Genomic DNA, 23,916 nt, shown 5'->3' on the forward strand with positions numbered 1-23,916 from the left:
CGCGATAGCGGTGTATCTGACACACCGAGTCGTCGCTATCGCGAGCAAGCTCGCTCCCACAGGGTTCCCGGTGAGGACTGGAAACCATGGCTGATTCGATTTCGCTGAAGAAACTGGTCATCCGCCTGCTGCTGGTGGTGGTGGCCATGTTCGTCTTCGGGTTTGCCCTGGTGCCGATCTACGACGTGATGTGCAAGGCGTTCGGCATCAACGGCAAGACCGGCGGGCAGTACGAAGGCGAGCAGGTCGTCGATGAGTCCCGGCAGGTGCGGGTGCAGTTCCTGTCGACCAACGCGGTGGACATGGTCTGGGATTTCTACCCCAAGGGCGACCAACTGGTGGTCAAGCCGGGGGCGGTGAACGAGATGGTGTTCGTCGCCCACAACCCCACCGACCGGCCGATGAGCGCCCAAGCGGTGCCGAGTATCTCGCCCAGCACCGCGGCGGCGTATTTCCACAAGACCGAATGTTTTTGTTTTACCCAGCAAGTGCTGCAACCCGGCGAACGCATCGAAATGCCCATGCGCTTCATCGTCGACCGGGACATGCCCAAGGAAGTGAAGCACCTGACGCTGTCCTACACGCTGTTCGATATCACCGCTCGTCATCCACCGGTGGCTCTAAACACTGACCGATAGCGTGCCCGATAAGGAGAACAATAAATGGCAACTCACGAACACTATTACGTTCCGGCCCAGAGCAAATGGCCGATCATCGCCACGGTCGGGATGTTCGTCACGGTGTATGGCCTGGCGACCTGGTTCAACGACCTGAAAGCGGCGCGCCCGGATTCCCATGGCCCGCTGATCTTTTTCGTCGGCGGTCTCTTGCTGGCCTACATGCTGTTCGGCTGGTTCGGCGCGGTGGTCAAGGAAAGCCGCGCCGGGCTGTACAGCGCGCAGCTCGATCGCTCGTTCCGCTGGGGCATGAGCTGGTTCATCTTTTCCGAAGTGATGTTCTTCATCGCGTTCTTCGGGGCGCTGTTCTATGTGCGCAACATCTCGGCGCCAGGCCTGGCGGGTGAAGGCACCAAGGGCCTGTCACACATGCTCTGGCCGAGCTTCGAGTTCGCCTGGCCGTTGCTGAACAACCCCGACCCGAAACTCTTCCCGGCGCCCAAGGACGTGATCAGCCCCTGGGGCTTGCCGCTGCTCAATACCATCCTGCTGGTCAGCTCCAGCGTCACCGTCACCATCGCCCACCATGCCTTGAAAAAAGGCCATCGCGGTGCGCTGAAGATCTGGCTGGCGATCACCGTGCTGCTGGGTTGCGCCTTCCTGGGCTTCCAGGCCGAAGAATACATCCACGCCTACAAGGAACTGGGCCTGACCCTGGGCTCCGGCGTCTACGGCGCGACCTTCTTCATGCTCACCGGTTTCCACGGCGCCCACGTCACCATCGGCACGATCATCCTGTTCGTCATGCTGATGCGCATCATGCGTGGGCACTTCGACAACGAGCATCAGTTCGGCTTCGAGGCGGCGAGCTGGTACTGGCACTTCGTCGATGTGGTGTGGATCGGCTTGTTCGTCTTCGTCTACGTGCTCTGAGGCACGACTACCAGGGCGCGTGGGAGACCAACTGGCCGCTGAAAAAGCCCCAGGCAATCAAGCCGACGGTGACGGCGGCCAAGCTGACCCGGATCGCCAGGGCGATGACCAGGCGATTGGAATGGCTGTCGTCCTTGACCAGAAAAAACAGGCCGCTGAACAGGCTGACAACCGTGGCAATCAGCATCAGGACGATGGCTGCTTTTAGCATTAGGGACACTCCGGGGGGACGCGATGCACGTGAGTATAGCTATCCCGTTCGACGGCTTTCGGACGGCGCCATGAAACACTTCCGGCCGGGTATCGTGCCGTCGCTGGTGGTGGCCGTGCTGGTGCCGGTGATGGTGTGCCTGGGGTTCTGGCAATTGAGCCGCGGCGAACAGAAGCGCGTGCTCATGGAAAATTACGCCGAGCGCCGCGTGGCGCCGCCGATGGACAGCACCGAGCTTGTGCACACCACCGACCCGGCCTTTCGACCGGTCACGCTGCAGGGCCAGTTCGACGCCGAGCACAGCATCCTGCTGGATAACCGCCAGCACGACGGCAAGGTCGGCGTCGAGTTGCTGCAACCGTTTCTCGACCACCGCACCGGGCTGTGGCTGCTGGTCAATCGTGGCTGGTTGCCCTGGCCCGACCGGCGCACCCCGCCGGTCTTCAACACGCCGGAACAACCGGTGAGCCTCCAGGCCTGGGTCTACGTCGCCCCGGGCGCGACCTTCCAGCTTCACGCCGACCCGGCCGGCGCGCCGTGGCCGCGACTGGTCACCACCATCGAACCGGACAAGCTCTGGACCGAACTGGGCCGCAGCGGTTTCACCTATGAATTACGCCAACAAAGCGGCCCTGGCGCCTACCGGACCGATTGGCCGGTGGTCGCCATGGGCCCGGAAAAACACCTCGGCTATGCCGTGCAGTGGTTTGCCATGGCGGCGGCACTGTTCGGCCTGTTCCTTTATCTCGGATGGCACAACGCAGGGAGACACCATGGGAAGCACCATGAATCCAACCAACACGTCTGAGGCGCCTATGGCACCCAACCGTCGCAAGGGACGCCTGCAACTGCTGCTGATCGTGCTCGGAGTGGTCGGCCCGATGATCCTGGCCACCGGCATGTACAAGTTCCAGTTCTGGGTGCCCGACAGCCGCAGCTACCACGGCGAACTGATCGGCAACGGCCAGACCCGTGCCGAGATCGGCGTGCAGGCCGATGAACAGCGCTGGCAGATCCTGGTCACCGCACCGCAGGAGTGCTCGGTGGATTGCCGGCAACTGGTGTACCTGGCTCGGCAGGTGCAGATCGGCCTCGGCCGCGAAGCCTCCCGCGCCAGCCACGCCTTGGCTATCGCGCAACCGCTGGACGCGGAATATGACGCGCAATTGCAACGCGAATACCCGCAATTGCAACGCTACCCACTGGACCTGCCGGCCTATCAGAAAGGCGCCCAAGGCTCCGGCGGCGCGCAACTGTGGATCATCGATCCCCACAGCAACCTGGTGCTGCGCTACGACGCCCGGGTCAAGGGCAAGGACCTGCTCAACGACCTGCGCCACTTGCTGAAACTGTCGAACATCGGATGAGGGCATCGACATGGCCAAACCTGGATTTCGCCTCGCGCTGTTTGCCACGCTGCTGGCACTGATCGTCGTCCTGCTGGGCGCCTACACCCGGCTCACCCACGCCGGCCTCGGCTGCCCGGACTGGCCCGGTTGCTACGGGTTCATCAGCGTGCCCAAGAGCGAAGCCCAACTGGCCCATGCCGAACTGCACTTCCCCGACGCCCCGGTGGAAGCCCATAAGGGCTGGAACGAGATGGTCCATCGCTACTTTGCCGGGACCCTGGGGCTGTTGATTACCGTGCTGGCCGCCCGGGCCTGGATGAACCGCCGTCACCCCGGTCTGCCGTTGAAACTGCCGCTGTTCCTGCTGGCCGTGGTCTTCGCCCAGGCGGCGTTCGGCATGTGGACCGTGACCCTGAAGCTGTGGCCGCAGGTGGTCACCGGGCATTTGCTCGGCGGCTTCGCGACGTTGAGCCTGCTGTTCCTGCTCACCTTGCGCTTGTCCGGCGTGTTGCCGGCACTGACCGTGCCCAAGCGCCTGCAACACTGGGCCACGGCCGGGCTGCTGCTGGTGATCGGCCAGATCGCCCTGGGCGGTTGGGTCAGCTCCAACTACGCCGCCGTGGCCTGCATCGATTTCCCCACCTGCCACGGCCAATGGTTGCCACCGGCCGATTTTGCCAACGGCTTCCACCTGACCCAGCACATCGGCCCGAACTACCTGGGCGGGCAACTGGACAGCGACGCCCGCACGGCCATCCACGTGACCCACCGCATCGGCGCGTTGCTGGTCACGGTGGTGCTGCTGGGCCTGGCCTGGCAATTGAAGACCGTCGGCATGACCCGCTTGGCCGGGCTGGTGCTGGCCGCACTGGCGGCGCAGATCACCCTGGGCATCAGCAACGTGCTGTTCCATCTGCCGTTGCTGGTGGCCGTCGCCCACAACGCCGGGGGCGCGGCATTGCTGCTGACCCTGGTATTGGTCAACTATCACGCCCGTACCAGCCTGGTCCGGGTCAAGCATCAAGTCCCGCTGCGCTGGCGGTTCAACCCGCCTAAACACGGCGCCAGCCCCATAACAATAAAAGGAGAGATGCCATGGCAACCTTGACCGGTGAACGCCACAGCCAAGCGATCTGGCGCGATTACCTGGAGCTGACCAAGCCCAAAGTGGTGGTGCTGATGCTGATCACCTCGCTGGTCGGCATGTTCCTCGCCACCCGCGCCGGGGTGCCGTGGACGGTCCTGGTGTTCGGCAACCTGGGCATTGCCCTGTGTGCCGGCGGCGCGGCGGCGGTCAACCACGTGGTGGACCGGCGCATCGACGCGGTGATGGCCCGCACCCACAAGCGGCCATTGGCCGAAGGGCGAATCTCACCCGCCGCCGCCCTGACCTTCGCCCTCGCGCTAGCGGTGGCCGGCCAAGCGTTACTGCTGGCGTTCACCAACCCGCTGACGGCCTGGCTGACTTTGGCCTCGCTGTTGGGCTACGCGGTGATCTACACCGGTTTCCTCAAACGCGCGACGCCGCAGAACATCGTCATCGGCGGCCTCGCCGGCGCGGCACCACCGTTGCTGGGCTGGGTCGCGGCCACCGGTCATGTCAGCGCCGAACCGCTCTTGCTGGTGCTGATCATCTTCGCCTGGACCCCGCCGCATTTCTGGGCCCTGGCGATTCACCGCAAGGAGGAATACGCCAAGGCCGACATCCCGATGCTGCCGGTGACCCACGGCGAGCACTACACCAAGATCCATATCCTGCTGTACACCCTGGTGCTGCTGGCGGTGAGCCTGATGCCGTTCGTGATCCATATGAGCGGGATGCTCTATCTCGTCTGCGCGCTCGTATTGGGCGCCAGGTTCCTGCAATGGGCCGTGGTGTTGTACCGTGGCAGTCGGCCGCACGCGGCGATAAACACGTTCAAGTACTCTATCTGGTACTTGTTCCTGCTGTTCATCGCCCTGCTTGTAGATCATTACTTACTGTTGAGCCTATGACTCGAACCCAGAAAACCGTCTTCATCCTCGTGGCCGTGATCGCGCTGATCCTCGGCCTGACCATCAACAAGGTGCTGTCCGGCAAAGGCCAAGGCGACCCGACGGCGCTGATCGATGCCGGCATCATCCTGCTGCCCCAGAGCCGCAACCTGCCGGACGTGAAAATGACCGACCAGGACGGCCAGCCCGTGGCGATGGACGCGTTGAAAGACAAATGGAGCCTGCTGTTCTTCGGCTACACCTTCTGCCCGGACATCTGCCCGACCACCCTCGCCCAACTGCGCCAGATCAAAAGCGAACTGCCGCCCGAGGCTGTGGCCAAGTTGCAGATCGTACTGGTCAGCGTCGACCCCAACCGCGACACCCCCAAGCAACTCAAGCAGTACCTGGGCTACTTCGACCCGCAGTTCAAAGGCCTGACTGCGTCATCCATCGAAGACCTGCAGAAACTGGCGAATGCGGTGAGCATCCCGTTCATCCCGGCGGACACCAGCAAACCCAACTACACGGTCGACCACAGCGGCAACCTCGCCGTGATTGGCCCGGACGGTACCCAGCGCGGGTTTATACGTGCGCCGTTGAATAACCAGAAGTTGGTGGCGCAGTTGCCGGAGATGCTTAAGCGTAAATAACGGGCGCAACGCTTTGTAGCGTGGGGACTCGTCCCACCTGGAGCTGTGTAGGAGCTCCTACCAGTTCCTACCAATCCAGTTGTTTCAGGAACACCGTCATTTCCGCTAGATAGCTATCGCGAGCAAGCTCGCTCCCACACCGGACGGTGGTGAACACAACATCTGCAACACCCCAGATCCCCTGTGAGAGCGAGCTTGCTCGCGATGACGCCAGCCCAGACACCCCCGTGGCGAGGGAGCTTGCTCCCGCTCGGCTGCGCAGCAGCCGCAAAACCAGACGATGCGGTTTGCCTGAAGAAATCCAGGGGCCTGCTGCGCAGGCCAGCGGGAGCAAGCTCCCTCGCCACAGGGGTTAGTGTCGAACCGAATATCCCGCCCAACGCCACCCACTGTGGGAGCGAGCCTGCTCGCGATAAAATCGACACGGTTCCAGCACAGAACACCCCGCCCGAATCACCAAAAAACCTCCCTCCTACAGCCTCAACCTACACCCCGCTATCAAGCTACGCATCCTTGCGCCTTTGCCTACAACTACGCCAGAATCCGCCCGCTTGTGCGCCTTGTCCCTGGGCTCTATTGTCTTTCCTGCCACTGCCCATCAGTGGTCGGGTTTAGTAGCCCGAGGTAATCGAAGTTGTACAAGCACTTCTCAAACAGGGCCCTACCCTGTTCTTGATGGTGGCTGTACGCAGGGCGCTTAGGCGCGCCGGCTTCTTCGGTTCCCCGGTCTACTAACCTGCGTACAGCTGCCACCCCTTTGTTTAGTAGCTTCGGGGTGTCGGCACCACATCTGGAACCGAAGCTTATGTTCAAAATAACTCCGAATCCGCCAGAGGCAGATTCCACTTCTACATCCGCAAAATCCAATACCAATCAGCAAGACGAAACCACCAAACGGGTGCTCGATCACTACTTGCTACCAAAATCGGAAACCCCTCAAGACGACCCCAAACCGGGGCAGCTATACACCGTCGTGAAAGGCCTCGATAACGAATGCCTGCTCGCCAACCTCAGCGAAACCCTGGCTTCGGCTGATGCGATGGTGAGTGACCTGGCGTTTGATCTGGAGGGATCGAGGCGTCATGTGGCGCAGGGGATTCAGCAGTTGATTGAGCTGAGTTCGTTGTTGGCGAATCGGGTGTTGGATAACGTGGAACCGCGGCAGTAGGATTTATTTCTCAACGAAAAACCCGACGTACAGCGTCGGGTTTTGGTTCTTCTATCTGAAGAAGCGGGCGGATGAGCGCTAAGTGTCCCTATCCCACCGCTGTCCTTCCTGGCAATAGGCCGCTTTCGCGGCCCTGTTAGCGCTGGTAATTACTCCGCGGTCGCCTCTTCTTTCAGATTCAGGCGGAAAGTGTCACGAGCGGCTTTTCCCACGTAGGTGGTGAGCGCGTAATTCGCCGTTCCGCCGATGATGACTCCGATTCCGAACGGAATCACTTTTGCTGCGGCTTTCTGAGTGAACGAGATGCCAATCTTCGCGAACAACTCCTTGATGATCTGAAGCGTCGGCCCTTTCAAATATTGATGCACCATACGCACGCCGGCCTTGCTGGCGATTTTGGTTGCGCTGGCAGACCCCATCTGCTCCAGGGAACCGTACAGTGCAATGATGTACGACATATGCTTGGCATCTTCATTGGACATCTTGCCGTTGATGGCGACCGCCAGGCACATGGTCATATCGATCTGCAGCTTCATGCATACCGAAATATCCGCCAGTCCTCCCCCAACAGCGCTCACCGCAGTGCCGATACCGGGTACGACACCCGGAAGAGCGGTGGCTGCGCCAGACGTCGCGGCCAGCTTTGAATAGCGGCTGATAATTTTGTCGACAACTGCGTCTTGAATCTTTTCGTCCGTGGCAGACGGCGCCGAGCCGCGTGCCTGGCTTTCATACTGGGTAACCAGTTCACGGGCGTCCTGCGGGCTAATGGCGATGGCTTCCACCATCTTCATCAATGAGGAGCTGCCTTCGTCTTTTCCTGTGGTCATGCCGGATTCCTTTCGAAAGATATCTATAAGCTGTTTTTAAGCCTGAAGCGCTGACACGGCGGGTGGCACAAATGATATCAAAATAACACCACGCTGATGGCTATGCGTCGAGCAAAAAAAGGACCGGGATAAATGGACGGATCTTCAGATTCAATCAGCCCCTTTCTTCCCGACACCAACCTCCTCAAACCGCCGCCGCTTCATGAACAACCCCATCCCTATCGGCACGGCAAAAACCGACAGCAACCCCAGATCAAACCCCAACAAGCGGTTCTCACCTGCCACAAAGCAGCCAACCGCACCCGCCGCCACCAACACCACGCCTAGCCACTTGCGTAGCAGATAGGGTTTGAGAAATTGATCGAGCAGAAAGGACACCACCAAGGCAATGACCAATTGAGTAATGTCGGACATGTACGTCTCCAGTCAGGCCTTGATGATCAATGTCGAGAGAGTGCGTTGCGGGCCGATACCGCCGTTGACCTGCGCCTCGATGCTGACCAGTACGTCGCCAGCATGGTAGGTGGGTAGAATTTGATTGGTAAACGCGCGCACACCCACCCCTACAGATGCCGCCACGTAAGGGGGCGCCACAGCCTTGGCGGCGGAAGCGAAGGCCGCGGCTGTAAGGGTGGCGATCGTGGTGCGCTGGGCGTTGAGGGCGTCGCCCTGTTGCCGGGTGAGCGGCTTGGAGATCCCGATCATCATCACGCACGGCGGGCCCTTGGCCTGCATCTTGTCGTATACCTCGACGACCTTGCTGTTGACTTCATAGTGGGCGTTTTTTGCCTCGCCAAAATGCAGCTCGCGCAAGCGCCCACGTTCGCTGTCGGTGAGGGTGATCTGCGAGACGTTGAAGACGATCCCGTGATTGCCCATGTATTGAAAAGCTCCTTCGAACTTCATCGCCCGTGTCCTTTTGGGGGGTAAAGGTGGCAATTCTCTGCAACGGGCGGATCGGATTCAAATCATTTCATCTTGCTGGACTGAGCAAAACAGCCACCTGCATCGCTAAAACACTCCTCTCCTACAGCCCCCGCCTACAACGTCCATCTAGCTACGCATCCTTGCGCCTTTGCCTACAACTACGCCAGAATCCGCCCGCTTGTGCGCCTTGTCCCGGGGTTCTATTGTCTTCCTGCCACTGCCCATCAGTGGTCGGGTTTAGTAGCCCGGTTTACGTCTCGGTGCACGAGTCTCATCAGTCAGGCGTTGCCTGTTCTCGATGGTGGCTGTGCGCATGGCACCTTCGGGTGCGCCGGGTTTGACGTAATCACCGGTCTACTAACTTGCGCACAGCCGCCACCCTTTCGTTTAGTAGCGAGAGGGTTGCGGCCTAATTGAGAGATTACGTCAATGTTCAAAATAACTCCGAATCCGCCAGAGGCAGATTCCACTTCTACATCCGCAAAATCCAATACCAATCAGCAAGACGAAACCACCAAACGGGTGCTCGATCACTACTTGCTACCAAAATCGGAAACCCCTCAAGACGACCCCAAACCGGGGCAGCTATACACCGTCGTGAAAGGCCTCGATAACGAATGCCTGCTCGCCAACCTCAGCGAAACCCTGGCTTCGGCTGATGCGATGGTGAGTGACCTGGCGTTTGATCTGGAGGGATCGAGGCGTCATGTGGCGCAGGGGATTCAGCAGTTGATTGAGCTGAGTTCGTTGTTGGCGAATCGGGTGTTGGATAACGTGGAACCGCGGCAGTAGGATTTATTCCTCAACGAAAAAACCCGACGTTTTGCGTCGGGTTTTTGTTTTTTACCCGCTGATGCGAACGGTTAATACTTTGATGAAAAAGGGGAACGTCAACTACGCTGCTAGCAGCTGCCTCGTTAGTTAGGCACTGCGGAATCCGTTCAATGGGCCCCGGTTTCTTCAGCTTTGGATATCTATTGCAGCATGGGAGGATTGATGAGTTGCTTACCTGACCATGGCAGAGTCACCTGCTCGCGTTGCCATAGTGATACCGCACCACAATTCGATGTATCCAAGCGCACGGAGGGAGATTGGCGAATAACGGCTAACCCCCTGTCCTGGGGTAGCACTAAGCCCGAAGTCGTAGTACTAGGCTTCTCCAAGGGCCCGACGCAGGCTGGGGCGCTCGCCTCCACCCCTCACGACGAAATTGCGTACAAGGGCAGTCGCCTTAATGTGGGCAAGATTCTGGCTCACATCGGACTCATCCCCACCGACCAGCCTGATCGTATGAAGAAAAACGTAGACCGTCTTATTGCAGATAAGTCTGGACGCTTTCATTTCGCATCACTCATTCGTTGCACTGTGGAGCGCTACGACCGTAAATCTGCGTCCTGGAAAGGATCGGGTGGCGGCATGTTGGATAAGTTCATTGCCACCCCGTTTGGCACATCGGTCGCAATTAACTGCACAACTACCTTTCTCCGTGACCTGCCGAGAGAAACTCGGCTCATTGTCATGTTTGGTCTGGGCACGGACTTGAACTACGTATCATCCGCTTACGGCTTGTTTCGCCGCGCTCGCCCTGGCGCTTGGAAAATGATCAACTCAGTTGCCTATACGGACGGAAAACTCACAGTAGTGCACGTTGAGCATTTTGCTTCTCAAGGCGCACTGATTCCTAATTGGCTAGGGGAAAAAGCTCATCCAAGAAGCAACCTTGGTCTTCTTTCAAAAGCAGCGGTGCAGGCATCAGGAGTCAGCGCCTAGCAGTATTCGTTCCGAAGCCGCTTGGGGGCAGTAAGGGGACGGATTCCGGATACTAAATCCGCCCGCTTTTCCCGCTCAGCCAATCTCCTCAAACCGCCGCCGCTTCATGAACAATCCCACCCCTATCCCCACGGCAAAAACCGACAGCAACCCCAGATCAAACCCCAGCAAGTGGTTCTGACCGGCCAAAACGCAGCCAACCGCACCCGCCGCCACCAGCCCAGCCCCTAGCCACTTGCGCAGCAGATACGGCTTGAGAAACCGATCAAGCAGAAAGGACACCGCCAGGGCAATGATCATTTGGGTAATTTCGGACATGTGTGTTTCCAGTCAGGTCTTGATGATCAGTGTCGAGAGGGAGTTCAGCCGCAAACCTGTGGGAGCAAAGCTTGCTCGCGATTGGGGCAAGTCAGTCGACAATTGGTTTGGCTGGTCTACCGCTATCGCGAGCAAGCTTTGCTCCCACAGATTTTGCGGCGGCTGAGCTTTTAGCGGATCGGCAGTGGATTGAGGGGGGGCTTTTTTGTGAGTGCTGCGCACTGGAGCGCCAGCCCGGTCAAGCGGGAGCAAGCTCCCTCGCCACAGGTGCGTGGCGTTCAGGGGTGGCGATCCAGTTTTTTGAGGAACACGGTCATTTCTTTTTCGGCTTGTTTGTCGCCGTGGGCGCGGGCGGCTTCCAGGCCTTGTTCCCAGGCTTGGCGGGCTGCAGCGGCGTCGCCTTGGCCTTGGTGGGCCTTGCCCAGTAGTTTCCAGGCTGCCGAGTATTTGGGGTCGAGTTCGACGCAGCGCTGGAAGTGTTCGGCGGCGCGGGGGAATTCGCCTAGGTCGAGGTAGCCTTTGCCCAGGCCGAAGCGCAGTAGGGGGTTGTCCACGCCCTTGGCGAGCATTTTTTCCAGGGAGTCGAGCATGGGGGCGTCCTTATCGGTTGTGTCTGGGGTTAATCCAGTGGCTGTTAGATAGCTATCGCGAGCAAGCTCGCTCCCACAGTGGATCTCAGTTGATCACAATTTTTGTGAACGACAGCGAACCATTGTGGGAGCGAGCTTGCTCGCGATAGGGCCATTACGGCCACCGCAAAGCCTGGATCAGAAGAAACTCAACCCCACATGGAACAGCTTCTCGACATCGCGAATGTGCTTCTTGTCCACCAGGAACAGGATCACATGGTCGCCGGTCTGGATCACGGTGCCGTCGTGGGCGATCAGGACTTCTTCGTCGCGGATGATCGCGCCGATGGTGGTGCCCGGCGGCAGGCCGATGTCGCGGATGGCTTTGCCGATCACTTTGCTGGACTTGGCATCGCCGTGGGCAATGGCCTCGATGGCTTCGGCCGCGCCGCGGCGCAGGGAGTGGACGCTGACGATGTCGCCGCGGCGCACGTGGGCCAGCAAGGTGCCGATGGTTGCCAGTTGCGGGCTGATGGCGATGTCGATGTCGCCGCCCTGGATCAGGTCGACGTAGGCCGGGTTGTTGATGATGGTCATGACCTTCTTCGCCCCCAGGCGCTTGGCCAATAGCGACGACATGATGTTGGCTTCGTCGTCGTTGGTCAGGGCCAGGAAGATGTCGGCATCGGCGATATTTTCTTCCAGCAACAGGTCGCGGTCCGAAGCACTGCCTTGCAATACCACGGTGCTGTCGAGGGTATCGGAGAGGTAGCGGCAGCGCGCCGGGTTCATCTCGATGATCTTGACCTGGTAGCGGCTTTCGATGGCTTCGGCCAGGCGCTCGCCGATCTGCCCGCCGCCAGCGATGACGATGCGCTTGTAGTTTTCATCGAGGCGGCGCATTTCGCTCATGACCGCGCGAATATTCGCCTTGGCGGCGATGAAAAACACCTCGTCGTCGGCTTCGATCACCGTGTCGCCCTGAGGCAGGATCGGCCGGTCACGGCGGAAAATCGCCGCAACGCGGGTATCCACATTCGGCATGTGCTCGCGCAATTGGCGCAGTTGCTGGCCCACCAGCGGCCCGCCGTAGTAGGCCTTGACCGCCACCAGTTGCGCCTTGCCTTCGGCAAAGTCGATCACCTGCAAGGCGCCGGGGTGTTGGATCAAACGCTTGATGTAGTTGGTCACCACCTGCTCGGGGCTAATCAGCACATCCACCGGGATCGCTTCGTTGTCGAACAGCTCGACGCGGGTCAGGTAGGACGCTTCGCGCACCCGGGCAATCTTGGTCGGGGTGTGGAACAACGTGTGGGCGACCTGACAGGCGACCATGTTGGTTTCATCGCTGTTGGTCACGGCCACGAGCATGTCGGCATCGTCGGCGCCGGCCTGGCGCAACACCGTCGGCAACGACCCGCGACCTTGCACGGTGCGGATGTCGAGGCGGTCGCCCAGGTCGCGCAGGCGTTCGCCGTCGGTATCGACCACGGTGATGTCGTTGGCCTCGCTGGCCAGGTGTTCCGCCAGCGAACCGCCGACTTGTCCTGCGCCGAGGATGATGATTTTCATCCAGTCACTCCTATCGAATCGGTCTTAACCGCGTGCGGCGGCGATCTTGATCAGCTTGGCGTAATAGAACCCGTCGTGACCGCCTTCCTGGGCCAGCAACTGGCGGCCATGGGGCTGTTTCAGGCCCGCCTGGCTGGCGATGTCCAGTTCCCGCGCCCCAGGGGTGCGGGCCAGAAAAGCGTCGATCACTTCGGTGTTCTCGGTCGGTAAGGTCGAGCAGGTGGCGTAGAGCAGCATGCCACCGACTTCCAGGGTCGGCCACAGGGCATCGAGCAGTTCGCCCTGCAACACGGCCAGTGCCGCGATGTCGTCCGGCTGGCGGGTGAGCTTGATGTCCGGATGACGGCGGATCACGCCGGTGGCCGAGCATGGGGCGTCAAGGAGGATGCGCTGGAACGGCTTGCCGTCCCACCAGGTCGCGGTGTCGCGGCCATCGGCGGCGATCAGCTCGGCCTCCAGGCCCAGGCGTTCGAGGTTTTCCTTTACCCGCACCAAGCGCTTGGCTTCCAGGTCCACCGCCACCACGCCGGCCAGCTTCGGCTCGGCTTCGAGGATGTGACAGGTCTTGCCACCCGGCGCGCAGCAGGCGTCCAGCACCCGTTGGCCGGGCGCCAGTTCCAGCAGGTCGGCGGCCAGTTGCGCGGCTTCGTCCTGGACGCTGATCCAGCCCTCGGCAAAGCCCGGCAAGGCGCGCACATCGCCCGGGGTTTCCAGGACGATGCCGTCGCGGCTGTACTGGCACGGGATGGCCGGGATGCCCGCCTCGCCCAGCAACGCCAGGTAGGCATCGCGGGTATGGTGGCGACGGTTGACCCGCAGGATCATCGGCGGATGGGCATTGTTGGCGGCGCAGATGGCTTCCCACTGCTCGGGCCAGAACGCCTTGAGGGATTTCTGCAACCAGCGCGGGTGCGCGGTGCGCACCACCGGGTCGTGTTCCAACTCGGCCAGCAGGGTCTCGCTTTCCCGTTGGGCGCGGCGCAACACGGCGTTGAGCAGGGCCTTGGCCCAGGGCTTTTTCAGCTTGTCGGCGCAGCCCACGGTTTCGCCGATGGCGGCGTGGGCGGGGACGCGGGTGTAGAGCAGTTGATAGAGCCCCACCAGCAGCAGCGCCTCGACGTCGGCGTCGGCGGCCTTGAACGGTTTTTGCAACAGCTTGGCCGCCAGGGCCGACAGCCGCGGCTGCCAACGGGCGGTGCCGAACGCCAGGTCCTGGGTGAAGCCGCGATCACGGTCTTCCACCTTGTCCAGTTGGGTCGGCAGGGAACTGTTCAGCGAGGCTTTGCCACTGAGGACGGCGGCAAGTGCCTTGGCGGCGGCCAGACGCGGGTTCATGAGGCATCCGCCGCTTGACCGAGGACGGTGCCGACGGCGAACTTCTCACGGCGGCTGTTGAACAGGTCGCTGAAGTTCAACGCCTTGCCGCCGGGCAGTTGCAGACGGGTCAGGCATAACGCCTGATCACCGCAGGCCACGACCAGGCCATCCTTGCTGGCGCTGAGGATCTCGCCCGGTGCGCCCTGCCCTTCGGCGTGACTGGCCGCCAGCACTTTCAGGGCTTCGCCGTTCAAAGTGCTGTGGCAGATCGGCCAAGGGTTGAAGGCCCGCACCAGGCGCTCCAGCTCAACGGCTGGGCGGCTCCAGTCGATGCGGGCTTCGTCCTTGTTCAGTTTGTGCGCATAGGTGGCGAGGCTGTCATCCTGCACTTCGCCTTCCAAGGTGCCAGCGGCCAGGCCGGCAATGGCCTCGACCACCGCTGGCGGGCCGATGAGCGCGAGGCGGTCGTGCAGGCTGCCGCCGGTGTCTACGGCGCTGATGGGGGTGCTGACCTTGAGCAGCATCGGCCCGGTGTCCAGGCCGGCTTCCATGCGCATCACAGTCACGCCACTCTCGGCATCGCCCGCTTCCACGGCGCGCTGGATCGGCGCGGCACCGCGCCAGCGCGGCAGCAGCGAGGCGTGGCTATTGATGCAACCCAGGCGCGGGATATCCAGCACCACTTGCGGCAGGATCAGGCCGTAGGCGACCACCACCATCAAGTCTGGCTTGAGCGCCGCCAATTCAGCCTGGGCTTGCGCATCGCGCAGGGTCGGCGGCTGCAACACCTCGATGCCGTGCTCCAGGGCCAGTTGCTTGACCGGGCTGGGCATCAGTTTTTGCCCGCGACCGGCCGGCCGGTCAGGCTGGGTGTAGACCGCGACGATGTCGTGGGGGCTGGCCAGCAGGGCCTTGAGGTGTTCGGCGGCAAATTCGGGAGTGCCGGCAAAGACGATGCGCAGTGGCTCAGTCATGGGTAGCTCTCAATTACAAAGCAGTCGCAAAAAGAAAAAGGCTTGCCGCGGCAAGCCTTTGAAGGGGGGCATCAAGCATTCTGGCGATGAAGTTTTTCCAGTTTTTTCTTGATGCGGTCACGCTTGAGGGTAGACAGGTAATCCACGAACAACTTGCCGTTGAGGTGGTCACACTCGTGCTGGATGCACACCGCCAGCAAGCCTTCGGCGATCAGTTCATAAGGCTGGCCGTCACGGTCCTGGGCCTTGATCTTGACCTTCTGTGGGCGGTCGACGTTTTCGTAGAAGCCCGGCACCGAGAGGCAGCCTTCCTGGTACTGGTCCATCTCGTCGGTGAGGGTTTCGAACTCGGGGTTGATGAACACCCGCGGCTCGCTGCGGTCTTCGGAGAGGTCCATGACGACGATACGCTTGTGCACGTTGACCTGGGTCGCGGCGAGGCCGATGCCTGGCGCTTCATACATTGTTTCAAACATGTCATCGACCAACTGACGCACTTCGTCGTCCACTACGGCCACGGGTTTGGCGATAGTGCGCAGGCGCGGGTCCGGAAATTCGAGAATGTTCAAAATGGCCATAAGCTTGATAAATGCACGTGTGAGGTAAAGTCGGGTGGCTGGCCTGGCGTGTCTTGGGATGCAGGCTACCGTTGTAAAACGTTGCTCTTGTGGACAACAGCTCCTTAAGCAGCGAGCCATGGGGGCTCTGGCGTTTTACGCGAACGCACATAATAAAGGGATTCACCGCATGAGGAAATCACTACTCGCCCTGCTGCTCCTGGCCTCGGTCGGTATTGCGCACGGGCAAGTGCAACTTCGGGAAGGTTTTCCCCAGCAATACACGGTGGTGACGGGGGACACACTTTGGGACATTTCCGGCAAGTACCTGCGCGAGCCGTGGAAATGGCCGGAGCTCTGGCAGGCCAACCCGCAGATCGAAAACCCCAACCTGATTTATCCGGGCGACACCCTGTCGCTGGTCTACGTCAACGGCCAGCCGCGCCTGACCCTCGATCGCGGGGCCTCGCGCGGCACCATCAAGCTGTCGCCGCGCATTCGCAGTTCACCGGTGGCAGACGCCATCCCGAGCATTCCACTGCAAGCCATCAACAGCTTCCTGCTGAGCAACCGCATCGTCGACACACCAGAGGATTTCAACAAGGCCCCCTACATCGTCGCCGGTAATGCCGAACGGGTGCTCAGCGGCATGGGGGATCGGGTCTTTGCCCGTGGCGCGTTCGATGCGAACCAGACGGCGTACGGCATCTTTCGCCAGGGCAAGGTCTACACCGACCCCGAGACCAAGGAATTCTTGGGCATCAACGCCGACGACATCGGCGGCGGCGAGGTGGTCGCCACCGAGGGCGACGTCACCACCCTGGCCCTGCAACGCACCACCCAGGAAGTGCGCTTGGGTGATCGCCTGTTCAGCGGCGAAGAGCGCTCGATCAACTCGACCTTCATGCCCAGCGCGCCGAAATCCGACATCCACGGGTTGATCCTGGACGTGCCGCGAGGCGTGACCCAGATCGGCGCGCTGGACGTGGTCACCCTGAACAAGGGCCGGCGCGACGGGCTGGTCGAAGGCAATGTGCTGGCGGTGATGAAGACCGGTGAAACCGTACGCGACCGCATCACGGGCGAGCGGGTGAAGATCCCCGATGAGCGCGCCGGCCTGCTGATGGTGTTCCGCACCTACGACAAGCTCAGCTACGGCCTGGTGCTCTACGCCTCGCGCTCGTTGGCGGTGCTCGACAAGGTCCGTAATCCATAACGGGTCTCACAAGTTACCAACAGAGTTATCCACAGCTTGTTCCCGTTTGAACGGGCTCATAACGATCAAGGATTGATCACATGCCACTGCCTGAATCTGCGCCGGTTTCCCCTGCGGAACTGGAGGCCCGGCTACGCCTTCACCGCTTGCCGGAGCTGGGACCCAAACGTTTCATGACCCTGATGGAGGCCTTCGGCTCGGCCTCCAAGGCCATCAGTGCACCGGCCAGCGCCTGGCGCGCGCTGGGCTTGCCGCTGGCCTGTGCCGAGGCGCGGCGCAACCCGGATGTGCGTGACGGCGCCGCCCATGCATTGGCCTGGCTGGAGCGCGCGGGCCAGCATTTACTGATGTGGGACCAACCCGACTACCCGGCGCTGCTGGCGCAGATCAGCGACGCGCCGCCGCTGCTGTTCGTCGCCGGCGACACCTCGATCCTGGAAAAACCCCAGCTGGCGATGGTCGGCAGTCGCCGGGCATCACGCCCCGGCATGGACACCGCAGCGGCGTTTTCCCGAAGCCTGGCCGGGGCCGGTTTTGTCATCACCAGCGGCCTGGCCCTGGGCATCGATGCGGCGGCCCATCAGGCAGCGCTGGATGTTGGCGGGTGCACCGTCGGCGTGTTGGGCACCGGGCTGGAAAATTTTTATCCACAGCGCAATCGTCGGCTGGCGGACGCGATGATTGCCCAAGGCAGCGCGGTGCTGTCGGAGTTCCCGTTGGACGCACCGCCCCACGCCAGCAACTTTCCGCGGCGCAACCGGATCATCAGCGGCTTGTCCCTGGGCGTGCTGGTGGTGGAGGCCAGTGTCGCCAGCGGTTCACTGATCACCGCCCGCCTGGCGGCGGAACAGGGCCGCGAGGTGTACGCCATTCCTGGATCGATCCATCACCCCGGGGCCCGCGGCTGTCATCAGTTGATTCGCGACGGGGCGGCGCTGGTGGAAACCGTCGAGCACATCCTCGAAGCGCTGCGCGGCTGGCAGCGGTTGCCGCTGGCCTCGGAGCCCGTGCCCGTGACCCATCCGCTGCTGCGCCTGCTGCATGCCGCGCCGTTGAGCAGCGAGGCGCTGGCCGACGCCAGTGGCTGGGGCTTGCCCAAAGTGCTGGCGGCGTTGACCGAGCTGGAGATGGAAGGACGCGCCACCTGTGACAACGGACGCTGGTTTGCACGCTAGGTTTTATGGGGAAGATCGGTAAACTGCCCACAGCCTTATTTGCGTTGCGGGAGAATCTTTCATGGTCAACAGTTGGCGTGTGCAACAAGCCGCGCGAGAAATTCGCGCCGGGGCGGTGATTGCCTATCCAACCGAAGCGGTCTGGGGCCTGGGTTGTGACCCATGGAACGAAGAGGCGGTGGAACGCCTGCTGGCGATCAAGTCGCGGCTGCCCGACAAAGGCCTGATCCTGGTGGCTGACAACATCCACCAGTTCGACTTCCTGTTCGAAGACTTCCCCGAAACCTGGATGGACCGCATGGCCAGCACCTGGCCAGGGCCCAATACCTGGCTGGTGCCGCACCAGAACCTGCTGCCGGAATGGATCACTGGGGTGCACGACACCGTCGCCCTGCGGGTCAGCGATCATCCCACCGTGCGTGACTTGTGCTCGTTGGTCGGGCCGCTGGTGTCCACCTCGGCCAACCCCCAAGGACGCCCGGCGGCGCGCACGCGGATTCGCGTCGAGCAGTATTTCCGCGGGCAGATCGACTTGGTGCTGGGCGGCAACCTGGGCGGGCGCAAGAACCCCAGCGTGATTCGCGACCTGGCTACTGGCAAGGTTGTGCGGCCGGACTGACTTTTTGCCAGTGCACAACCCACTGTGGGAGCGAGCTTGCTCGCGATGGCGTCGGGTCAGTTGACTTTGATGTTGACTGACACACCGCTATCGCGAGCAAGCTCGCTCCCACAGGTTCTTTAGCGACCTTTAAATCAAGGCAGGAGAACGGTCGACCCCGTCGTGCGCCGCGCCGACAGCTCGGTATGAGCCTTGGCCGCTTCCGCCAGTGGATAACGCTGATTGATATCCACCACAAGCTTGCCGCTGGCGATCATCCCGAACAGTTCATCGGCCATGCGCTGCAGGTTTTCGGCATTGTTGGCGTAAGTCGCCAGGGTCGGGCGGGTGACGTACAGTGAGCCCTTGGCCGCGAGAATTCCCAGGTTCACACCGTCCACCGCACCCGAGGCATTGCCGAAGCTCACCACCAGGCCACGGGGGGCGACGCTGTCCAGGGAGGTCAACCAAGTGTCCTTGCCAACCCCGTCGTACACCACGGGCACCTTCTTGCCGTCAGTCAATTCCAGCACCCGCTGCGCGACGTTTTCCTTGCTGTAGTCGATGGTTTCCCAAGCGCCGTGGGATTTGGCGATGGCGGCCTTTTCCGGCGAGCTGACGGTGCCAATCAGCTTCACACCCAAGGCCTTGGCCCACTGGCAGGCCAAGGAACCCACGCCACCGGCGGCAGCGTGGAACAGGATGGTTTCGCCGCCCTTGAGTTCATAGGTCTGGCGCAACAGATATTGCACGGTCAGGCCCTTGAGCATCACGCCCGCCGCCTGTTCGAAACTGATGGATTCGGGCAGATGCACCAGGTTGGCCTCGGGCAACACATGCACATCGCTGTAGGCCCCCAGTGGGCCGCTGCCGTACGCCACTCGGTCGCCGACCTTGAACCGCGTGACGCCCGAGCCGATCGCCTCGACCACGCCCGCGCCCTCGGCACCCAGGCCCGATGGCAACGCCGGTGGCGGATAAAGACCACTGCGGTAGTAGGTGTCGATGAAATTCAGGCCGATCGCCTTGTTGCTCACGCGCACCTGCTGCGGGCCGGGCTCGGCAGGCGAGTAATCGACGTACTCAAGCACTTCGGGACCGCCGTGGGAACTGAACTGGATACGTTTGGCCATCTTCACTTTCTCCTTGTCGTGGTAATGCTGTTCACTTAAGAAAAACAACGTACCTGTGGCGAGGGAGCTTGCTCCCGCTCGGCTGCGAAGCAGTCGTATTCCGGCGGGTACAGTGTGTTTGATGCTGCGTAGTCGGCAGGTTTTGGGGCCGCTACGCAGCCCAGCGGGAGCAAGCTCCCTCGCCACGGGAATGTCGATACCTTGAGTGAACCGCATTACCTTATCTTGGGACTTTTACCAAGCCTGCTATCGGACTCCTAAGCTTGACCGTCGTCAACTGTGGCGTGGGCAAGTGCGGTGGTATCCTGTGCGCCCATTTGCCCCCGGCCCGCTATACGCCGCGTAACGTAGCCCTGATCAAGGTGATGTCATGTCCACTCGCACCGAGGCCGTGAAAGCCTACCTGCTCGACCTGCAAGACCGTATTTGCACCGCCCTGGAAACCGAGGACGGCGGCACGCGCTTCGTCGAAGATGCCTGGACCCGGCCTGCCGGTGGTGGCGGTCGCACGCGGGTGATCGAGAACGGCACGGTGATCGAAAAGGGCGGCGTCAACTTTTCCCACGTCTTCGGCAGCGGCCTGCCACCCTCGGCCAGTGCCCATCGGCCAGAACTGGCCGGGCGCGGCTTCGAAGCCTTGGGCGTGTCGCTGGTGATCCACCCGCACAACCCGCACGTGCCGACCTCCCACGCCAACGTGCGTTTCTTCATCGCCGAAAAGGAAGGCGAAGAACCGGTCTGGTGGTTTGGCGGCGGCTTCGACCTGACGCCGTACTACGGCATCGAGGAAGACTGCGTCCATTGGCACCGTGTCGCCGAGCAGGCCTGCGCACCGTTCGGCCCCGAGGTGTACCCGCGCTACAAAGCCTGGTGCGACAGCTATTTCCACCTCAAGCATCGCAACGAGCCCCGGGGCATCGGCGGCCTGTTTTTCGACGACCTGAACGCGTGGGATTTCGACACCTGCTTCGCCTTTATCCGCGCCATCGGCGACGCCTATATCGATGCCTACCTGCCGATCGTGCGCCGCCGCAAGCACGACGCGTTCACCGCCAAGCAGCGGGAATTCCAGGAGTACCGTCGTGGGCGCTACGTGGAATTCAACCTGGTCTACGACCGCGGCACCCTGTTCGGGCTGCAATCGGGCGGGCGTACCGAATCGATCCTGATGTCCCTGCCACCGCAAGTGCGCTGGGGCTACGACTGGAAAGCCGAACCCGGCAGTGAAGAAGCGCGGCTGACCGAGTACTTCCTGCAGGATCGCGATTGGCTGGCGACGGCCTGAACGAGGATTATCCATGGACCGCTACGTTGTAATGGGTAACCCGATCGGCCACAGCAAGTCGCCGTTGATCCATCGCCTGTTTGCCGAGCAGACCGGGCAAACCCTGGAATACAGCACGCTGCTGGCGCCCCTGGAGGATTTCGCCGGTTGCGCCCGAGAATTTTTCCGCGAGGGGCGTGGGGCGAACGTCACCGTACCGTTCAAGGAGGACGCCTTCCGCCTGGCCGACAGCCTGACCGAGCGGGCCCAGCGGGCCGGGGCAGTCAATACGTTGAGCAAACTGGCCGACGGTCGCCTGCTGGGTGACAACACCGACGGCGCCGGGCTGGTCCGGGACCTGACCGTCAATGCCGGCTTCAGCCTCAAGGGCAAGCGCATCCTGTTGCTCGGGGCTGGCGGCGCGGTGCGCGGTGCCCTGGAACCGCTGCTGGCCGAAGCGCCGGCCTCGGTGATCATCGCCAATCGCACGGTGGAAAAAGCCGAATTGCTGGCCGAGTTGTTCGCCGACCTGGGCCCGGTCTCCGCCAGCGGGTTCGATTGGCTGCAAGAGCCGGTGGACCTGATCATCAACGCCACCTCCGCGAGCTTGTCGGGGGATGTACCGCCGATTGCCGCCAGCCTGATCGAGCCCGGCAAGACGGTTTGCTACGACATGATGTATGGCAAGGAACCGACCTCGTTCTGCCGTTGGGCCAAGGAACACGGCGCGGCGGTGGCGATGGATGGCCTGGGCATGCTCGCCGAACAGGCGGGCGAAGCGTTCTTCCTGTGGCGCGGGGTACGCCCGGACACCGCGCCAGTGCTGGCCGAACTGCGCCGCCAACTGGCGCTGTAGGAACTGTGCAGGAGCTGTGTAGGAGCTGTGTAGGAGCTGTGTAGGAGCTGTCGAGTGCAACGAGGCTGCGATCTTTCCCCAGACACTTGAATCTCAAGCGAAAGATCAAAATCAAAAGATCGCAGCCTTCGGCAGCTCCTACAGGGGTTGAATCAGTTCAATCCTCAAAGTGAATCGGGCACTTCTGCGCCCCCTCCAGCTTCAACAACTCCTCCACCACTTGCGGGCGGGCCATGCGCAAGGTCAGGCTACGCCCCTGGCTGCGCAGGCGCCGGGCTTCCTGGTGGAGCATTTCCACCCCGGAATAATCGATGAAGTTGATCTGCTGGGCATCGATGACCACCCGCTGCGCCTGCAACCGTTGCAGGCGCGCTTGCAGGTAATGGCTGGCGCCGAAAAAGATCGAGCCGCCGACCCGCAGGATCTCCGCCTCCCCTTCGCAAAAATGCTGCACCCGCGGCTGTGAAGTGCGCTTGAGGTAAAAGAACAACGAGGCCAGCACGCCGGCGTAGATGGCGGTTTGCAACTCCAGCAGCAACGTGGCCAGGCAGGTCAGGCTCATCACCACGAATTCGGCGCGGCTCACGCGGTACAACGCGCGGATACCGCGGTGGTCCACCAGCCCCCAGGCGATCAGCAAAATACTGCCGGCCATGGCCGGAATCGGGATGTGGGCGATCAGGTTCGCCCCGGCGACCGCAAACAACGCCACCCACAGGGCCGAGAACACCCCGGCCAGGGGCGAGCAGGCCCCGGCTTCATAGCTGAGGCCGGAACGGGTAAAGGAGCCGGCCGACAATGATCCGGAGAAAAATCCGCCAACGATGTTGGAAAGCCCCTGCGCCCTCACCTCCTGATTCGCATCGAGCAATTGCCCGGAACGTACCGACAACGAGCGGGCGATGGACAGGCTGGTGACCAGCCCGAGCATGCCCACCGCGACGGCCCCGGGCAGCAAGCGCAGGATCAGCTCCAGGTCCAACGGCAGCAGCGTGAGCGGCGGCAGGCGCCCGGCAAAGGCACTGACCAGCGCCACATGCCCGAACGCCGCCGGCCACAACCAGACCACCAGGCTGCTGATGACTAAAGTTATCAACAGGCTCGGCCAGCGCGGCAGCAGGCGCTTGAGCACCACGCCCAGGAGCAAAGTGCCCAACCCCAGCAGCAGCGACGGCTTATCCACAGCCCCGATGTGCTCGACCAGCATCAGCAGCCCCCTCAACGCCGTGGCTTCGTTCGGCAGGTCGAGGCCCAGCAGGTTCGGCAACTGCCCCAGGGCAATCACCACCGCCGCGCCCAGGGTGAAACCCAGCACCACCGAGTGCGAGACGAAATTCACCAGCGCGCCGAAACGCAGCAACCCCAGCAACCATTGGAAAATGCCTGCCAGCACCGTCAGCAGCAGGATCAGGGTGATGTAGTCCTGGCTGGCGGGAACGGCCAGCGGACTGACGGTGGCGTACAAAACGATGGAAATCGCCGCCGTGGGCCCGCAGATCAGGTGCCACGACGAACCCCACAGGCAGGCGATCAGCACCGGCACGATCGCCGCATACAAGCCGTACTCCGGTGGCAGACCAGCAATCAGGGCGTAGGCAATGGACTGCGGCAACGCGAGAATCGCGCCGCTCAGGCCGACGATCAGGTCACGACCGACACTGGCGCGGGTCTGCCGGGGCAGCCAGCTCAGGAAAGGAAAGAGTGAACGGCGCGTGGGGATTGCCATGGGGCCTCAAGAAATGGGGTTTGGCGCAAGAGTATCAGGTGAACCCATGTGGCGAGGGAGCTTGCTCCCGCTGGACTTCACTGTAGGAGCTGCCGAAGGCTGCGATCTTTTGATCTTTCGCTTGAAATTCAAGTGTCTGGGGAAAGATCGCAGCCTCGTTGCACTCGACAGCTCCTACACAGCCCAGCGGGAGCAAGCCTGTCTCTTAT

At 61.8% G+C, this 23,916-nt stretch carries 28 protein-coding genes; 16 read left to right on the plus strand and 12 right to left on the minus strand.

What is annotated here, in order from left to right; all coding sequences use genetic code 11:
- Positions 1-86: 86 nt before the first annotated feature.
- Together LQ215_RS25360 and LQ215_RS25365 are read left to right on the plus strand one after the other, a co-directional pair.
- Positions 87-638 (plus strand): cytochrome c oxidase assembly protein, encoded by a 552-nt coding sequence (locus LQ215_RS25360; protein WP_230153110.1) that lies wholly within the window; start codon positions 87-89, stop codon positions 636-638.
- A 24-nt stretch (positions 639-662) separates the two neighbouring features.
- The gene (locus tag LQ215_RS25365) at positions 663-1,550 is read left to right on the plus strand and encodes a cytochrome c oxidase subunit 3 (RefSeq protein ID WP_230153111.1); all 888 of its coding nucleotides are present in this window, start codon (positions 663-665) and stop codon (positions 1,548-1,550) included.
- A 7-nt stretch (positions 1,551-1,557) separates the two neighbouring features.
- Here the strand turns inward: LQ215_RS25365 and LQ215_RS25370 are convergent, their stop codons facing one another.
- The gene (locus LQ215_RS25370) at positions 1,558-1,761 is read right to left on the minus strand and encodes a twin transmembrane helix small protein (RefSeq protein ID WP_230153112.1); all 204 of its coding nucleotides are present in this window, start codon (positions 1,759-1,761) and stop codon (positions 1,558-1,560) included.
- Positions 1,762-1,831: 70 nt separating this feature from the next.
- Between LQ215_RS25370 and LQ215_RS25375 the strand changes: the two genes are divergently transcribed.
- The 6 genes from LQ215_RS25375 (at position 1,832) to LQ215_RS25400 (ending at position 6,905) form a co-directional block, all read left to right on the plus strand.
- Complete coding sequence (locus LQ215_RS25375; protein WP_230153113.1) at positions 1,832-2,569, plus strand: SURF1 family protein; 738 nt, start codon at positions 1,832-1,834, stop codon at positions 2,567-2,569.
- A complete protein-coding gene (locus LQ215_RS25380; RefSeq protein ID WP_230153114.1) occupies positions 2,535-3,128 on the plus strand; it encodes a hypothetical protein in 594 nt (197 codons plus the stop codon). Before LQ215_RS25375 ends, LQ215_RS25380 begins: the two co-directional genes overlap by 35 nt.
- A gap of 10 nt (positions 3,129-3,138) precedes the next feature.
- A complete protein-coding gene (locus LQ215_RS25385; protein ID WP_230153115.1) occupies positions 3,139-4,218 on the plus strand; it encodes a COX15/CtaA family protein in 1,080 nt (359 codons plus the stop codon).
- A complete protein-coding gene (cyoE, locus tag LQ215_RS25390) occupies positions 4,206-5,105 on the plus strand; it encodes a heme o synthase (RefSeq protein ID WP_058543183.1) in 900 nt (299 codons plus the stop codon). The genes LQ215_RS25385 and cyoE overlap by 13 nt, the downstream gene beginning before the upstream one ends.
- Entirely contained in the window at positions 5,102-5,737 is a 636-nt protein-coding gene (locus tag LQ215_RS25395) for an SCO family protein (protein ID WP_230153116.1), read from the plus strand. Before cyoE ends, LQ215_RS25395 begins: the two co-directional genes overlap by 4 nt.
- An 805-nt stretch (positions 5,738-6,542) precedes the next feature.
- Positions 6,543-6,905: a DUF6124 family protein gene (locus tag LQ215_RS25400; RefSeq protein WP_230153117.1), complete on the plus strand. Its 363-nt coding sequence runs from the start codon at positions 6,543-6,545 to the stop codon at positions 6,903-6,905.
- 149 nt (positions 6,906-7,054) lie between these two features.
- On the opposite strand, the gene LQ215_RS25405 is transcribed toward LQ215_RS25400, so the two are convergent.
- The 3 genes from LQ215_RS25405 to LQ215_RS25415 all read right to left on the minus strand — a co-directional run bounded on the left by LQ215_RS25405 (position 7,055) and on the right by LQ215_RS25415 (position 8,641).
- The gene (locus LQ215_RS25405; protein ID WP_230153118.1) at positions 7,055-7,735 is read right to left on the minus strand and encodes an EcsC family protein; all 681 of its coding nucleotides are present in this window, start codon (positions 7,733-7,735) and stop codon (positions 7,055-7,057) included.
- A 150-nt stretch (positions 7,736-7,885) separates the two neighbouring features.
- Entirely contained in the window at positions 7,886-8,149 is a 264-nt protein-coding gene (locus tag LQ215_RS25410; RefSeq protein ID WP_230153120.1) for a hypothetical protein, read from the minus strand.
- Positions 8,150-8,161: 12 nt separating this feature from the next.
- Positions 8,162-8,641, minus strand: coding sequence for a hypothetical protein (locus LQ215_RS25415; RefSeq protein WP_230153121.1), 480 nt, complete (start codon positions 8,639-8,641; stop codon positions 8,162-8,164).
- A 450-nt stretch (positions 8,642-9,091) separates the two neighbouring features.
- On the opposite strand from LQ215_RS25415, the gene LQ215_RS25420 reads away from it, so the two are divergent.
- Together LQ215_RS25420 and LQ215_RS25425 are read left to right on the plus strand one after the other, a co-directional pair.
- The gene (locus LQ215_RS25420) at positions 9,092-9,454 is read left to right on the plus strand and encodes a DUF6124 family protein (RefSeq protein ID WP_230153117.1); all 363 of its coding nucleotides are present in this window, start codon (positions 9,092-9,094) and stop codon (positions 9,452-9,454) included.
- A gap of 444 nt (positions 9,455-9,898) precedes the next feature.
- Positions 9,899-10,432 carry a hypothetical protein gene (locus LQ215_RS25425; protein ID WP_230153123.1) on the plus strand — a complete coding sequence of 178 codons (534 nt, stop codon included), beginning with the start codon at positions 9,899-9,901 and terminating at the stop codon, positions 10,430-10,432.
- A 75-nt stretch (positions 10,433-10,507) separates the two neighbouring features.
- Here LQ215_RS25425 and LQ215_RS25430 read toward each other — a convergent pair whose 3' ends face one another.
- The 6 genes from LQ215_RS25430 to def form a co-directional block, all read right to left on the minus strand.
- Positions 10,508-10,750, minus strand: coding sequence for a hypothetical protein (locus LQ215_RS25430; protein WP_230153124.1), 243 nt, complete (start codon positions 10,748-10,750; stop codon positions 10,508-10,510).
- Positions 10,751-11,028: 278 nt separating this feature from the next.
- The gene (locus LQ215_RS25435; protein ID WP_230153125.1) at positions 11,029-11,340 is read right to left on the minus strand and encodes a tetratricopeptide repeat protein; all 312 of its coding nucleotides are present in this window, start codon (positions 11,338-11,340) and stop codon (positions 11,029-11,031) included.
- A gap of 177 nt (positions 11,341-11,517) precedes the next feature.
- A complete protein-coding gene (trkA, locus tag LQ215_RS25440) occupies positions 11,518-12,891 on the minus strand; it encodes a Trk system potassium transporter TrkA (RefSeq protein ID WP_230153126.1) in 1,374 nt (457 codons plus the stop codon).
- A 24-nt stretch (positions 12,892-12,915) separates the two neighbouring features.
- Positions 12,916-14,226: a 16S rRNA (cytosine(967)-C(5))-methyltransferase RsmB gene (gene rsmB, locus LQ215_RS25445; protein WP_230153127.1), complete on the minus strand. Its 1,311-nt coding sequence runs from the start codon at positions 14,224-14,226 to the stop codon at positions 12,916-12,918.
- Positions 14,223-15,182 (minus strand): methionyl-tRNA formyltransferase, encoded by a 960-nt coding sequence (gene fmt / locus LQ215_RS25450; RefSeq protein ID WP_230153128.1) that lies wholly within the window; start codon positions 15,180-15,182, stop codon positions 14,223-14,225. Before fmt ends, rsmB begins: the two co-directional genes overlap by 4 nt.
- A gap of 71 nt (positions 15,183-15,253) precedes the next feature.
- Entirely contained in the window at positions 15,254-15,760 is a 507-nt protein-coding gene (def, locus tag LQ215_RS25455; RefSeq protein WP_230153129.1) for a peptide deformylase, read from the minus strand.
- A gap of 169 nt (positions 15,761-15,929) precedes the next feature.
- On the opposite strand from def, the gene LQ215_RS25460 reads away from it, so the two are divergent.
- The 3 genes from LQ215_RS25460 to LQ215_RS25470 all read left to right on the plus strand — a co-directional run bounded on the left by LQ215_RS25460 (position 15,930) and on the right by LQ215_RS25470 (position 18,749).
- Positions 15,930-16,955, plus strand: coding sequence for a LysM peptidoglycan-binding domain-containing protein (locus tag LQ215_RS25460; RefSeq protein WP_230153131.1), 1,026 nt, complete (start codon positions 15,930-15,932; stop codon positions 16,953-16,955).
- 80 nt (positions 16,956-17,035) lie between these two features.
- A complete protein-coding gene (gene dprA / locus LQ215_RS25465; RefSeq protein WP_230153132.1) occupies positions 17,036-18,130 on the plus strand; it encodes a DNA-processing protein DprA in 1,095 nt (364 codons plus the stop codon).
- A 61-nt stretch (positions 18,131-18,191) separates the two neighbouring features.
- On the plus strand, positions 18,192-18,749 hold the full coding sequence (locus tag LQ215_RS25470; RefSeq protein WP_014335849.1) for an L-threonylcarbamoyladenylate synthase: 558 nt from the start codon (positions 18,192-18,194) through the stop codon (positions 18,747-18,749).
- A 134-nt stretch (positions 18,750-18,883) separates the two neighbouring features.
- Here the strand turns inward: LQ215_RS25470 and LQ215_RS25475 are convergent, their stop codons facing one another.
- Positions 18,884-19,861, minus strand: a complete 978-nt coding sequence (locus LQ215_RS25475; RefSeq protein WP_230153133.1) for an NADPH:quinone reductase — start codon at positions 19,859-19,861, stop codon at positions 18,884-18,886.
- A 370-nt stretch (positions 19,862-20,231) separates the two neighbouring features.
- On the opposite strand from LQ215_RS25475, the gene hemF reads away from it, so the two are divergent.
- Together hemF and aroE are read left to right on the plus strand one after the other, a co-directional pair.
- Complete coding sequence (hemF, locus tag LQ215_RS25480; RefSeq protein WP_230153134.1) at positions 20,232-21,146, plus strand: oxygen-dependent coproporphyrinogen oxidase; 915 nt, start codon at positions 20,232-20,234, stop codon at positions 21,144-21,146.
- A gap of 13 nt (positions 21,147-21,159) precedes the next feature.
- The gene (gene aroE / locus LQ215_RS25485; protein ID WP_230153135.1) at positions 21,160-21,981 is read left to right on the plus strand and encodes a shikimate dehydrogenase; all 822 of its coding nucleotides are present in this window, start codon (positions 21,160-21,162) and stop codon (positions 21,979-21,981) included.
- Between the two features lie 157 nt (positions 21,982-22,138).
- On the opposite strand, the gene LQ215_RS25490 is transcribed toward aroE, so the two are convergent.
- On the minus strand, positions 22,139-23,707 hold the full coding sequence (locus tag LQ215_RS25490) for a SulP family inorganic anion transporter (protein ID WP_230153136.1): 1,569 nt from the start codon (positions 23,705-23,707) through the stop codon (positions 22,139-22,141).
- Between LQ215_RS25490 and LQ215_RS25495 the strand changes: the two genes are divergently transcribed.
- Positions 23,706-23,916 (plus strand): hypothetical protein (locus tag LQ215_RS25495; protein WP_230153137.1); only part of this gene is annotated, 211 nt, incomplete at its 3' end. The genes LQ215_RS25490 and LQ215_RS25495 overlap by 2 nt on opposite strands.

This window comes from Pseudomonas brassicacearum, assembly GCF_918698105.1.
GTDB classification, from domain to species: Bacteria; Pseudomonadota; Gammaproteobacteria; order Pseudomonadales; family Pseudomonadaceae; genus Aquipseudomonas; species Aquipseudomonas brassicacearum_F.